Source organism: Granulicella sp. WH15 (assembly GCF_009914315.1).
In the GTDB taxonomy this organism is placed as follows: Bacteria; Acidobacteriota; Terriglobia; order Terriglobales; family Acidobacteriaceae; genus Edaphobacter.
This window is the reverse complement of record NZ_CP042596.1, coordinates 2323676-2337902: the sequence shown is the minus strand read 5'-3', so window position 1 is coordinate 2337902 and position 14227 is coordinate 2323676. Positions and strand designations below refer to the sequence as shown.

At 54.4% G+C, this 14227-nt stretch carries 6 protein-coding genes; all 6 read left to right on the top strand.

Features of this window, described 5'->3' with window-relative positions; all coding sequences use genetic code 11:
- The first annotated feature begins 621 nt into the window (after positions 1 to 621).
- The 6 genes from galK (at position 622) to FTO74_RS09700 (ending at position 14191) form a co-directional block, all read left to right on the top strand.
- Positions 622 to 1869, top strand: a complete 1248-nt coding sequence (gene galK, locus FTO74_RS09725; RefSeq protein ID WP_255462601.1) for a galactokinase — start codon at positions 622 to 624, stop codon at positions 1867 to 1869.
- Positions 1866 to 2903 carry a UDP-glucose--hexose-1-phosphate uridylyltransferase gene (locus tag FTO74_RS09720; RefSeq protein ID WP_162537972.1) on the top strand — a complete coding sequence of 346 codons (1038 nt, stop codon included), beginning with the start codon at positions 1866 to 1868 and terminating at the stop codon, positions 2901 to 2903. Before galK ends, FTO74_RS09720 begins: the two co-directional genes overlap by 4 nt.
- Positions 2904 to 3115: 212 nt before the next feature.
- Entirely contained in the window at positions 3116 to 6550 is a 3435-nt protein-coding gene (locus FTO74_RS09715; RefSeq protein ID WP_162537971.1) for a DUF5107 domain-containing protein, read from the top strand.
- Positions 6551 to 6553: 3 nt separating this feature from the next.
- Positions 6554 to 7987: a sugar porter family MFS transporter gene (locus FTO74_RS09710; RefSeq protein ID WP_162537970.1), complete on the top strand. Its 1434-nt coding sequence runs from the start codon at positions 6554 to 6556 to the stop codon at positions 7985 to 7987.
- 502 nt (positions 7988 to 8489) lie between these two features.
- Complete coding sequence (locus tag FTO74_RS09705) at positions 8490 to 12032, top strand: TonB-dependent receptor (protein ID WP_255462600.1); 3543 nt, start codon at positions 8490 to 8492, stop codon at positions 12030 to 12032.
- A 149-nt stretch (positions 12033 to 12181) separates the two neighbouring features.
- On the top strand, positions 12182 to 14191 hold the full coding sequence (locus tag FTO74_RS09700) for a glycoside hydrolase family 97 protein (RefSeq protein WP_162537969.1): 2010 nt from the start codon (positions 12182 to 12184) through the stop codon (positions 14189 to 14191).
- Positions 14192 to 14227: the final 36 nt, after the last annotated feature.

Here is a 14227-nt window from a genome sequence, read left to right as displayed (position 1 = left end):
CGAAGGGGGCGGGACCCCGCTTCGGCGTGGAGGGTGATCGCATCGGACTGGACCTCGGCATTCCAATTCAGGCGCCAGAGATCACCGTGGTCCGGCACTGGGCCGTTGCCTGCGTGAGGCTCGCAGGCTGCCACGCTGGGTAGACATTCGTCAAAGCCCCCGCAGTCACTTTCGCTGAAGTTCGCTGCGGGCGATACATGGTAGTAGGCGCCGAGGGGCGGGAGAAGGAACTCCACCCCCGTTCGCACGCTGCGCAAGGAGGCGATCTTGCCGCCGAAGGCCGGGAGAACTCCTACCCTCAGGACGTCGTTCTGAAGCCATAGCATTTCTTGGTCGTTCATCGGATGGGGGTGATTTCCTCTTATCAATTTACGCCTTCACGGCCGCGAGCAAAAAAATGTTGACAATGGACAAGCCGATATGAAACCTTTCCATGACGGTATCGTACACGCACTTCGGTCGTAATGTAACAAAGGTGATAGATGAGAATTGTTCGTGTACCTACACTGCAATAGCCTGTCGTATCTTGCTTTTGGGTGTATCTGGCCAAAGACAGGATTCCAGATCGTTACGCTTTAATGCTTCACTCGAATTATCCAGAGCAGTCTATGACAGGCAGAAATGTACGGTTCGAGCGAATCGACTATTGGGCCGTTCCATATTTCAAATAAACGATCAAAGTTGGTGTGTTGCATGGTGCAGGAATACGAAGAAGCGCTCCGGGAGCACGAGCAGCTGTTCGGACAGGAGGGTCGGAGTTTTGTTGCGCCGGCCCGTGTAAATCTTATTGGGGAGCATACCGACTATACCGGTGGGTTCGTGATGCCTATGGCGATCGGGTTCCATACTTCGGCCGCAATAAGCGCACGTAACGACGAACAGGCAGTCATCTACTCGGCTAACTACGAAGAGAAGGTTGTTCTGAACCTTGCCACACTAGACCGCTATCCCCTCGGCCACTGGAGTGACTATCCCACTGGTGTCCTGTGGAGTCTTCTGCAGGAAGGTGTTGAGATTGGTGGAGTCAATATCAATCTCGTAGGTGATGTTCCCCTCGGGGCAGGGCTGAGCTCGTCGGCATCGGTGGAGGTTGCGACGGCGATGGCGTTGCTGAATCATGCGAATGTTCAATTGCCGCTTGAGAAGATCGCAAACCTTTGTCGGCGCGCCGAAAACGAATTTGTCGGAGCCAAGAGTGGGATTATGGACCAGTTTGTGGTCGCTGGAGCTGTAGCAAATCGAGCAATGCTGCTGGATTGTCGTTCGTTAAAGTACGAGTTGCTGCCTTTACCGGATGAAGTGAAGGTGGTGATCTGCAATTCGATGGTCAAGCACGCCGTCGCAACTGGAGAGTACGGAAATCGGCGAGACGAAGTCGAGGCGGGGCAGGCTGCTTTGCGGAGAAGGTTTCCCCGCGTCGAACTTCTGCGGGACGCAACGCTTCAAGATCTCGATGCATGCAGAGAAGACATGTCCGAGGAAAGTTTCGCGCGGTGCCGCCACATCATTACCGAAAATATCAGGGTTCTTCGGGCCAGGGAAGCGCTGTTGCAGCGTGATCTGGTGCAGTTCGGCAGACTTATGGTGGATGCGCATGCCAGCATGCGTGACGACTTCGCGGCAAGCTGCAATGAGGTTGATGCGCTGGTCGCGATAGCTACGCGGCAGGATGGGTGTTTGGGGGCTCGAATCACGGGCGGCGGTTTTGGGGGCTGCACGGTGAATCTGGTTGCCGTGGACCATGTAGAGCGATTTGTTACCTCTGTGGGACGAGAGTATGAGCACTCTACTGGGATTCTGGCCGATTGTTACGTGTGTGCTCCCTCAGACGGTGCTTTGGCGATGACGGCACGGGAGTCGGTTCGATGAATCCATTGGCACAGACCAATCCACATCGACGGTTCAATCCCCTAAAGCAAGAGTGGGTGCTGGTGTCTCCTAACCGAACGCAGCGTCCGTGGCAAGGTCAGATCGAGAAGTCCGCAGCTGCTGTGACATTGGAGTACGATCCTGATTGCTATCTATGCCCGGGAAATGTCCGTGCCGGAGGAGTTCGAACTGACAAGTACACAAGCACCTATGTCTTCGAAAATGACTACGCTGCCTTGAAGCTGAACGCTCCAGCTTTCGCCAGCGATGAGGGTGGAAGAGGGCTTCTGGTCGCAGAAGGAGAAACCGGTATTTGTCGCGTCATCTGCTTTTCGCCCCGCCACGACCTGACTCTAGCCAAAATGTCGTTAGAGGATATTCGGGCCGTCGTTGACGTCTGGGAGGAACAGTACGTAGAACTCGGGGGGCGCAAGGACATCTCCTATGTTCAGATCTTCGAGAACAGGGGAGCGATGATGGGAGCGAGTAATCCGCATCCACATGGCCAGGCATGGGCAAGTCGTTCGATTCCCAACGAAGTGATAACAGAGCTTAGGGGGCAAAAAGCGTATTTCCAAGAAAGGCATGAGGTCTTGTTATGTGCCTACCTGTCAATGGAGCTGTCTCTCGGTGAGCGCATTGTGGCGGCGAACGCAGGATTTGTGGCCCTCGTCCCGTACTGGGCTGTTTGGCCGTTTGAGATCATGATTTTGCCCCGTCGCCATATGGTTCGCTTGGAGGACATGGCTGCAGCAGAGAGGCTGGAGTTTGCGGACATATTGCAAACTGTCACCGCGACCTACGATGCGGTCTTTGATACTCCATTTCCATATTCAATGGGGTTACACCCAGCACCTTACGATCACGAGGAGCACCCTGAATGGCAGTTCCATGTTCACTTCTACCCCCCTCTACTGCGGTCGGCGACGATCCGAAAGTTCATGGTCGGGTTCGAATTGCTGGGTGGGCCGCAACGGGACATTACTCCGGAGTCGGCAGCGGATGTGTTGCGCAAAGCGTCTGCGCGGACCTAAGGATGTTGTAGTCTTCGTTATGCAAACCATCCATTTAGGCGCGATCACAAGTAGGGCCTGCGTCATCCTTCCTTGACAAGGTCGCAATAGCTGCCTAAAGTTTGTCTTGCGGTAACGTAAACGTAATCTCGTCGCAAGAGGTCAGCGGCGCATCGGTGCAAGCTTCAAGAAGATTTTGCGGAGCTGCAGCACACGCGTTATCCGGGGGAGATATGGCAGGACAAAAGGATTCGTTCGTCAACGGCAGTGCTTTCCAGGTGGTGGAAGGGCTTCCGAAGTTGCAGTTGCCAAACGCACCGTCTACTGAAACGGGTTCAGTGAAGGCTTGGGAGGAGCCGGTGGTGATGCGGTCCTATCTGCCTGCGGAGCCTGACCCGAATCCGTTGTTTCTCGAAAAAAGAGTTTATCAGGGCAGCAGCGGTCGGGTCTATCCGATGGCGGTCATCGACCGGATCGATACGGAACCGCGATCGCAGGAGTGGAAGGCCGTCCACATCGAAAATGAGTTCATTCGACTGATGATTATGCCGGAGATTGGCGGCCGCATTCACGTCGGGTACGACAAACTCAATGGCTATGACTTCTTCTATCGTCAGAACGTGATCAAGCCTGCACTGGTTGGTCTTGCCGGCCCTTGGATCTCCGGGGGAGTGGAGTTCAACTGGCCGCAGCATCACCGGCCAGCGACGTTCATGCCGGTAGAAGTATCGATTGAACGCGATGAAAAGGATGGATCAGTCACGATCTGGTGCAGCGATCAGGACCCCATGGTGCGGATGAAGGGGATGCATGGAGTTTGTCTGCACCCGGGCAAAGGCTTTGTCGAGCTTAAAGTTCGTCTCTACAATCGAACGCAGGATACGCAAACATTTCTGTGGTGGGCAAACGTCGCGACCCGGGTCCACGAGAAGTATCAGTCGTTTTTTCCTACTGACGTCCGGTTCGTTGCAGACCACGCTAAGCGCGCTGTCACCGAGTTCCCCCTTAGCCAGGGACTCTACTATGGGATTGACTATGGCGAGCGCTCGATTCATGGGGTCCCGAAGGAAGAGATGCCTGCGCACTTCGTGCCCGATGGTTCGTATGCGCCCAATGATCTGAGTTGGTACGCGAACATCCCTGTTCCGACGAGCTACATGATTGCGAACTCAAAGGGAGATTTTGCTGGTGGCTACGATCACGCCGCCGATGCTGGCATGGTCCATGTTGCGAATCACCATATCTCCCCCGGCAAGAAGCAGTGGACCTGGGGAAATCATGAGTTTGGGTACGCCTGGGATCGAAGCCTCACCGACTCCGACGGACCCTACGTCGAATTGATGTCTGGAGTCTATACAGATAACCAGCCCGACTTTTCATTTTTGGCTCCGGGAGAGACGAAGACGTTTAGTCAGTTCTGGTATCCCCTTCGAGAAATCGGCGTACCGGATCTTGCAAATACAGAGGCCGCGGTTCGGGCGGAAATTCTTCCCGGCAGGGTCGCGGTTCACTTGCTTGTGACTCGTCCACTGTCCCAAGCTACGCTATCGGTCAAGCTCGAGGGCGGCGAGATCGGATCATGGCATGGAGAGTTGAGGCCCGAGTCCCCACTCCATAAGGAGTTTCCTATAGGGGGGGACACTATAGGGCTGGAAATCGTGCTCAAGATCGGCGAAGGCGCTGACGAACAGGTCATTCTCCGATTCGCACCAGAAGAGATCATAGCGGCACCTAGTCCGATTGTGGCTGTTGAGCCGGACCTGCCTCACGACATCCAATCGAACGACGAGTTATACCTCATCGGACTACACCTGGAGCAATACAGGCACGCGACTCGGCATCCGGAGGATTACTGGCTTGAGGCTGTTCGTCGAGACAGCGAAGACAGCCGATCCAACCATGCGTTAGGCCGCTGGCATATGAGGCGCGGTGAATTTGAGGTCGCGGAACGCTATCTTCGCGTGGCTATTGCGAGATTGACGGAGCGCAACCCCAATCCGTACGACGGTGAGCCGCACTACAATCTGGGACTGACGCTCAGCTTCCAGGGAAAAGAGGCCGAAGCGTACGACGCGTTCTACAAGTCAACATGGAATGCCGCCTGGCGCGGACCTGCATACCATCGTCTTGGCGAGATCGATGCGAGGAGGCATCAATGGAAGTTGGCGCTAGACCATCTCGAGCGTTCTCTACGCGCGGATGCTGACAATCTGAATGCGCGCAATCTAAAGGCTGTGATGCTGCGGCGACTTGGAAGAGACGAGGAAGCCCACGCCTGTCTTGAGGCAACTCGTCAACTCGACCCTCTGGACAACTGGAGCCGCTACCTCTTGTCGGGCGCGGCTCCGAAGAACGGACAGCAGCGGTTGGACTTCGGGCTCGACCTGGTTCGATCTGGCCTGCTCGAAGAGGCCAGGGATGTGCTTTCTCATGGAAGAATCGAAGGGCGAGATGGAGCGGGTACCATGTTGCTCTACACACTCGCGCACGTCTACTTCCTGCTCGACGATGCAGAGAAGGGAATGGACACCTATCGGTTCGCAGCTGCCGCTGATAGAGTCTATGTATTCCCCAACAGGCTCGAGGAGTTCCAGGTTCTGAAGGCTGCGATCGAGCGGAATCCCATAGATTCGCGCGCACCATACTACCTCGGGAACCTGCTCTACGACCGGTGCCGCCACGAAGAGGCGATTGAACAATGGGAGCGCGCGACTAAGCTGGATGCCGATAATGCTACGGCGTGGCGCAATCTCGGTATCGCCTACTACAACGTCCTTGGCGACGGTGATAAGTCGCGACATGCCTTTGAGCGAGCGCGGGAGACAGCCCCCTCGGATGCTCGCATCGTATATGAGCAAGACCAGTTGATGAAGCGTACCGGAGTGTCTCCTGAGCTCAGGCTCGCCGCGCTCAGGCAGCACCGCAATCTTGTGGCTTCCCGCGATGATCTTGCGGTTGAACTGGCTTCGCTCTATAACCAGGTTGGGTTGCCCGAAGAAGCTTTGAAGGTATTGCTCAACCGGAGATTTCAACCGTGGGAAGGTGGGGAAGGACTTGTGCTATCGCAGTATGTCCGTGCCAACCTTCTACTCGGTCAGAAGGCTTTGACGGCTGGCGATCCTACGGAGGCTACCTTGCGATTCGAAGCGGCCTGGAATCCTCCGCAGAGCATCAGCGAGGCGAAGCATCTACTCATGAATCTCAGCATGATTGACTATTGGCTGGGTGTCAGTTTCGACGCCAACCAGGATCGAGAGCGGGCAGTCTTGCACTGGAGGCGGGCTGCAAAGCATCGCGGTGACTTTCAGCAGATGCAGGTCCATGCTATTTCGGAGAATACCTACTGGAGCGCCCTGGCGCTTTCCAGTCTGGGGCTGGAGGAGGAGGCGCGCGAGTTGTTTCAGCAGATCTATGACTATTCGATCGAGCTCGAGAGCCAAACTCCCAAGATCGATTACTTCGCGACCTCGCTTCCGGCGATGCTGCTGTTTGATGAGGATATGATCCGTCGACAGGAAATTACGGCCAAATTCCTTCGAGCCCAGGCTCTATTCGGTCTGGGGCGCGCGGACAAAGGGGCGGAGTTGCTGGCCGAGGTGAGAAGCCTTGACGCAAACCATGCCGCAGCTGCAGATTTGCAGTCGACTATCGAAACGGCCGTGAGGTAGACGATGCAAGGCACCCCTGCGTATCGTCTAACCACTGCTTCTGTCGCGAAGCCTGAACCTACGGTCTATCTTTGGGGTATTACGATCGTAGCGGCAATGGGCGGCCTGCTATTTGGGTACGACTGGGTTGTCATTGGAGGAGCAAGGCAGTTCTACGAAGCCTACTTTCACCTGACCTCAGAGGCGATGATCGGGTGGGCAAACAGCTGCGCACTGATCGGCTGCTTCGCCGGCTCCTTTGCTGCGGGCTATGCTGGGGAGCGCTTTGGACGGAAGCGGGTGCTTTTAGTCTCGGCAGTTCTATTCGCAGTCTCGTCCGGTCTGACGGGCTGGGCCTACTCCTTCACGGCTTTTATCTGCTGGCGGATTGTGGGAGGAACTGCAATTGGTCTCAGTTCGAACATTTCACCGTTGTACATTGCTGAGGTCAGTCCGGCGACGATACGCGGCCGACTCGTCAGTCTGAATCAATTTGCGATTGTGGTAGGTATTCTTCTGGCGCAGATAGCCAATTGGAAGATTGCTCGTCCGATCCCCGATCACATCAGTCATACTCTATTCTTGGAGACCTGGAACGTACAGTATGGATGGCGCTGGATGTTTTGCGCAGTCGTGGTCCCAGCATTGCTCTTCACGGTGATGTCGCTCTTTATTCCTGAGAGCCCGCGTTGGTTGTTGGCTCGCGGAGGCAGCGATGCGGCATACAACGTCCTGAAACGCGTAGGCGGGCGATCCTATGCGCTCGGCGAACTGGCAAACATCCAGCAAACTTTGCAGGCGGAAGAGAGCGCGCAGGCATCCTGGAGCGAGCTCTGGGTACCTGGAGTTCGGAAGATAGTGCTGATCGGAGCCGTCCTGGCTGTTCTCCAGCAGTGGACAGGAATCAATATCCTGTTCAACTACGCTGCTGAGGTCTACCGCAGTGCTGGTTATGGGGAAAATGACATCCTGCTCAATATTGTGATTACAGGCGCTATCAATCTGATCTTTACAATAATCGCCATGCTCATCGTCGATCGCGTGGGGCGACGTCCAATGATGCTCCTCGGGTGCATTGGGGTCGGCGCGTCTCACCTTCTATCGGGACTCGCCTACCGGGCTGGACTGCACGGTAGCGCAGTGCTGGTCCTGACACTTAGCGCAATTGCCTGTTACGCACTAACTTTGGCTCCAGTGACCTGGGTTCTCATCTCGGAGATATTTCCAAACCATGTACGCTCTAGGGCCGTTTCAGTCGCCGTGAGTGCTCTCTGGGTCGCATCGTTCGCCCTCACTTATAGCTTTCCTCTGATTAATCGCGCACTCGGGAGCTCAGGTACCTTCCTCGGGTACGGAACGATCTGCATGCTTGGGGCGGTCTTTGTCTTCGTCTTTGTGCCCGAGACCAAAGGTAAGACGCTTGAAGAGATTGAGGCCAAGGTTCTAACTTCTAACTAATTACTTACCAAAGGGCCGATCGCCTTGTGCCGCCGAGCAGTTCGATTTCTCCACCTGCTGCATCCCAAGACCTGCTCTCCGCACAGCCGCCGAAGGCTGGCAATAGATCGCATCTTCAGGCGCTCCACGCAGTCGACCCACAACGATTTGTGACCAAACCTATTGGACTCAATCCAGCCAAGTATCCTCGCTTCCTCACTGTAGATCCTCACCCATTCCGGCCACGGCCCAATTGCACTGGTGGAACGTCTGGAACGATCCAGAAAGTAGCGGAGACGGGATAGATGGCAACGTACACGATGATTTTGAAGTGTCTGGAGAAACCTTAATAAACCCGGTGTTTTGCAGGCGATCGAGGTTCGATATTTATACTTGACAGCCTTGTAAATAAAGGCATAGTGTCTTCTCCGGTAACGTACACTCTATTTTGCTGAGTTGATACTCAATGAGTGTGTTTGCGCTGCAGTAGATTTTGTGTGGCCAGCAGTTGTGCAAGAAAAGAATGAAGGACAGAAAGGGCAGTGAAATGGCAAAGAGTAGATTGAAGCAAAGTTATGAGAGGGTCCGGTACTATTCGCTGTTATTCGCTTGTTTCTTTGGAATACTGCTGGGGGACAAGGGCGCATTGGCTCAAGTGGATCAAGGCGCGATCACTGGCGTCGTACAGGATTCGACGGGTGCAGTTGTGCCTGAGGCCAAGGTCACCGTGACCAATATAGATACGGGCCTGGTTCTTGAAGGCTCCTCGAACAACAGTGGCATATACGTATTCTCTCCGCTGAAAATTGGCAACTACAGGGTCAGCGCTACGGCGCAGGGCTTTCAAACGACCGTGCAGGAGAATCTACATCTCGATGCACAGCAGAGAATGAACGTCGTCATTGCCTTGAAGACTGGTTCGGTCTCGGAGACCGTAACCGTGAATGAGGCTCCTCCGCTGCTTGAATCGCAGACGAGTTCGATCGCACAGGTAATCAGCAGCGAAACGATTAACAACACACCACTTAACGGCCGCAATTTCGTATACATTGCCCAATTGACCGCGGGCGTTGCGCCCCCGTTTGGAAATACACGAGGGTCAGGTTCAGGAGACTTCGTTGCAAACGGACAGAGGTCGACGCAAAACAACTTTATTTTGGACGGAGTCGACAACAATACCAATCTCGTCGACTTTTTAAACGGATCGACGTATGTTGTACGCCCCCCGCCAGACGCACTGTCGGAGTTCAGCCTCCAGACAAGCAACTTTAGCGCGGAGTTTGGACACTCTGCGGGAGCCGTATTAAGTGCCAGTATCAAATCAGGAACCAATCAGATCCACGGAAGCGCATGGGAGTATGTTCGGAATACGAGTCTCGATGCGAAGAACTGGAACGCACTCACAATTCCGCCATATCACGAGAATCAGTTTGGAGCCACGTTAGGCTTTCCGATATGGAAGAACAAGCTCTTCTATTTCGGCGATGCAGAGGCGAACAGAATTGCCTTTAGTAATCCTGGCGTGTATTCCGTCCCCACGACTCTGATGCGGCAGGGTAATTTTTCAGAGTTATTGAGCACAAGCCTTAACGGGCAGAGTGTTCAGCTCTATCAACCAAATTCGGGCGGCGGTGCGGCAAACAAACTGTCATGCAATGGACAAAATAACGTGTTCTGCGCGGGACAGATCAATACTGTTGCACAAAATATCCTGAAGCTATATCCCTTGCCAAACGCAAACAACGGCAAAACCTTCAGCAACTATGTCGTCAACACCCCGACGCACAACAACACGTTTCAATGGGATCAGCGTCTTGACTGGAATATCAGTTCAAAGGATCAGGCATACGCGCGCTATAGCTACGTGCATCAGATCACGGTCAATGGCTTGCCACTTGGCAATCCTCTGGACGGCAGCCCTTACGGTGGCGAAAACGATATTAATCTAGCTCAGAATTTTGCGGCCAGCGAAACCCATATCTTCTCGCCGTCGCTTACCAATGAGTTCCGTTTCAGCTTCAACGCGGGCCGGTTTTCTTTCTTGCAGCCGAATGCAAATGTCAATCTGGCGCCCACTCTTGGTCTTGGCGGTATTCCATTTACCCCGAACGAGGGCGGTCTGCCACTAGCTTCAGTCTCCGGTCTAAGTAACTGGGGATCGCAGGGTACGTCCAACGAGTCCCAGAACGTTTATCAGATACTGGATAACGTCTCGAAGACCCTGGGAAATCACTCCCTGAAGCTCGGTGTTGCGTTCCAGGCGATCCGTTTCTTTGATCGATATGCGCCATCGAATTTGGGCAACTACTACTTCACCGGCCTTTATACCAGCGATCCTAAGTCCACAACGAGCTCGGGTTCCGGCATCGCGGATTTCCTTGCTGATCAGATGAACACGGGAGCAATCTCCAGCGCGCCAAACATTAATGACGCCCAATGGTATGACTCTGTGTACCTTCAGGACGATTGGAAGGTAACCCCGCGGCTGACGCTTAACCTCGGCGTACGATATGACTATTACGAGCCGCTGAAGGAGAATTCGGGCAGGCAAGAGAACTTCATTCCCGGCTCTCTTGGGATTGGTACCGGCACCGGTACAGTCATCCTCCCCAAGAAAATTGAGAATTCTGTCCCACTCGGAAGTGTTTACCTCGGCATCTTGGCAAAGGACGGTATCGGCGTTCAATACGTTGACAACGAACGTCTCGCAAGCGGTCAATTGACGAACTTTGCTCCGCGAGTCGGTGTTGCCTATCAGCTAGATCCACTTACTGTGATCCGCGCTGGCTATGGAATCTTCTACGGCGGATTAGAGAGCAACGGTGGAACGAACATCGGTGATAACTTTCCATTCCGCGGTCAGATCAACATCAATCCAAAGTCATGCTCCTTGGGGAACTGCCCGTCAAACGGCATTACGCTCGAGAGCGGAATGGCGGCCTTTCTGGGCAACGGAATCCTCAATGCTGTGAATACACCCGGATTCCACGCTGTCGATCGCGAGATCAAGACTCCTTACACCATGAACTACAACCTCTCGTTCCAGCGCCAGATGACTTCCGATTTGGCTGCGACCATCAGCTATGTAGGCAACTCTTCGCGCCACCTCGGAACTTATGCAGATCCCAACGCCGTTCGTGCGCTGTATCCAGCGGGAACCAGTACACAGCAGTTCCAGCCCTTTCCTGACCTTGGTGGAATCGGTACGATCCGCTATGGCGGTGTGAGTACATACAACTCGTTGCAGGCTAAAGCGGAGAAGCGTGTCTCCCACGGTCTCAGCTTCCTCGCGACTTACACCTGGGCACACGCCATGGACGACACAGGTTCAGCCGGTGGTCTTTCCAGCGGAATCGGAGACCGCCAACGCGCCCTCATTCCAGTCATCGACGAGTTGACCAACTCGGTCTATGACGTTCGCAATCGCTTCACGCTCAACGGCAATTATGCACTGCCCTTTGGTAAAGGTCGTGCCTACTTGAATCATTCGCTCTGGGCTGATGAGGTTGTGGGTGGATGGTCAACAAGCCTGACATGGGTTGCGCAGAGCGGTACTCCGTTTACCGTGTATGCCAACAACACGGGAGCAGCTGGCGCTACGGACACAAGGAGAGCGAATCTCGTTGGGAGCGCGTTTGCGCCCGGTGGGTCTCCCGATCCCTCCAATCCTTCGTTGACGTCGGCGGATTGCCCAACCTCGGTAAGAAACCGTACGAACTGGTACAACCCGTGCGCCTTTGCCAATCCGCTCTCGGGTAACCTCATCACCACTCCGGTTACCGATGTGGCGACGGCCATCCAGTATCTAGGGGGTAAATCCAACCAGATTTATGGACCTGGGTACTACGGCGTAAATATGTCACTGTTCAAGAACTTCACAACGTGGCGTGAGCAGTACCTCCAGTTCCGTGCAGATGGATTCAACGTATTGAACCATCCGACCCTTGCTAATCCATCAACGTTCAACAATAGTGCGAATGGGGGTAGTATCACGAGTCCAAAAACGTTCCAAAACAATACTCCTGATGCGCGTTTCTTCCAGCTATCGCTGAAGTACGCGTTCTAGCCACACGCAGTTGGTTTTAGCGCACAAAAGCAGTGGAGGATGGGGTGAAGGCGATTGCAGCAATGCAACTGCCTTCACCCTAATCTGACATCTACCCCTCATCGACAAACATGCCTCGCCGCAATTGATCAATGGAAAGGTTCTCGCTCATGTCTTGGAGTTTGGCTGGGAAATATTCCACCTTCGTCGCCCTGGTTTTCAGTTTTAGCGTTCCCTCTCACGCGCAGTCTGTGCCGATTGTGCTGACTTCGCCAGATCAGCGTCTTGTCATGCAGTTCACGACAGTTAGAGGGAAAGACGCAACCGGACCTGGAGGGAAGCTAAGCTACTCAGTCGCTTTTCGAGGCAAACCAGTCCTCGACCAGTCAGCTCTCGGCCTCGAGCTAGAGGGGCAGCCCGTTCTTGGTAATGATGTCCAGATTGTTGAGAGCACGCCCGGAAAAGGCAGCGATGACTACACATTGCTCGCCAGCAAATCCAGCGACGTCAAGGACTCTTTCAACAGCCTGAGATTGCGTGCAGTCGAGAGCAACGCGCCGGGGCGCACGCTCGTTATTGAAGCGCGCGCATACAACGACGGAATTGCCTTTCGCTACGTACTGCCAGAGCAGGAAGCCATCAAATCGCTCACGCTGAAGCAAGAGGATACGGAGTTTCGCATTAGCACGGATGCGACTACTTGGGCTCTTGCTCTTCCGAACTATCGCAGCAGCTATGAGAGCGAATACGTAAAGTTGCCGATAACCGCTTTCAGCAATCAAGGCGGGGTGTCGAGCAATTTCCTGATTGGACTCCCGATGCTACTGCACTCGCCGGGCACTGCGTGGATGGCGCTGGCTGAGGCCGATCTTGAAGGTAATAGCGGTATGTATATCACTAACCCCTCGGGGAACTGGGCCGGTCACTACTTCGTATCCAAGCTTTCTCCGCGGTTCGACGACGCTGGTGTAGCGATCAAATCGACCCTACCGCACCATTCTGCCTGGAGAGTGCTGATGGTTGCGGATGAGCCCGGCAGACTCATGGAGTCTAATTTGCTCACCGACTTGAATCCGTCGAATCGGGTTCAGGACACAAGCTGGATTCACCCAGGCAAAGCCTCATGGAACTGGTGGGCAGGTGATGTTGGTTCGGACGGCAAGGCAGCGTATACGACGAAAAATATGGAATATTACGTCGATTTTGCGGCCAATTCGGGTTTCCCGTACATGCTGCTCGATGCTGGTTGGGCCGACGGTCGCGACATTACGAAGCTTCGGGGAAATGTCGATGTTCCCGAACTTGTGCGCTATGCCGCGAGCAAGCATGTGAAGGTTTGGATCTGGCTGTACTCGACATCGGTAATGGACCAGATGAAGCAGGCATTTCCTCTTTTTGAAAGTTGGGGAGTGGCTGGGGTCAAGATCGACTTTATCAATCGGGACGATCAGGATGGAATCAAGTTCTATTACGACGTTGCCCGTGAAGCCGCGGACCACCATCTCATGGTCGATTTTCACGGTGCGAGCAAGCCTTGGGGTATTGAGCGAACGTACCCGAACGTGCTCAGCTACGAGGCAGTTTTAGGGGCTGAGAACAGCAAGGTGGCTCGACGAGACAGTCCCGTAGACCGCACAGTGTTTCCTTTCACCCGCATGGTGGCGGGACCTCTCGATTACACGCCGGGAGGTTTCAACAACGTTACCGAAGACGAGTTTATCGGTAGGGACATAAGCCCGATGATCATGGGTACGCGAGCCCAACAACTCGCCCTCTACGTCGTCTTCCAGACTCCTTTTCAAATGGTTTCGGACAGCCCGCAGGCTTACGCAGACCAACCAGCGTTCCAATTTATAAAGGACGTGCCTACAGCATGGGATGCGATGCACGTGTTGAACGGGGAACCCGGCGAGTTCGTGACTATCGCCAGGAGCCACGGGAAGGAGTGGTTTCTGGGGAGTATTACGAATTGGACATCCCGCGAACTTCACGTCCCGCTCAATTTCCTTGGCACTGGCCGCTATACCGCGGAGATCTACCAAGATGCCTCTGACGCTGGGACCAACCCGAAAAACGTCACGATCAAAAAGCAGAGTGTCCGCAGCGGTGAGACGCTGACTCTGCATCTCGCGGCTGGAGGAGGCTGTGCGATCCGTTTTGTGCCAGAGGATGCTAACTGAACAATTTCCTAGAGAGGGCGGGAAGATCCGCCCTCT

Excerpts from the sequence above, each read along its gene's own strand:
- galK (WP_255462601.1), top strand. The coding sequence starts at position 622 with ATGTACGGTTCGAGCGAATCGACTATTGGGCCGTTCCATATTTCAAAT.
- FTO74_RS09720 (WP_162537972.1), top strand. The coding sequence starts at position 1,866 with ATGAATCCATTGGCACAGACCAATCCACATCGACGGTTCAATCCCCTA.
- FTO74_RS09715 (WP_162537971.1), top strand. The coding sequence starts at position 3,116 with ATGGCAGGACAAAAGGATTCGTTCGTCAACGGCAGTGCTTTCCAGGTG.
- FTO74_RS09710 (WP_162537970.1), top strand. The coding sequence starts at position 6,554 with ATGCAAGGCACCCCTGCGTATCGTCTAACCACTGCTTCTGTCGCGAAG.
- FTO74_RS09705 (WP_255462600.1), top strand. The coding sequence starts at position 8,490 with ATGAAGGACAGAAAGGGCAGTGAAATGGCAAAGAGTAGATTGAAGCAA.
- FTO74_RS09700 (WP_162537969.1), top strand. The coding sequence starts at position 12,182 with ATGTCTTGGAGTTTGGCTGGGAAATATTCCACCTTCGTCGCCCTGGTT.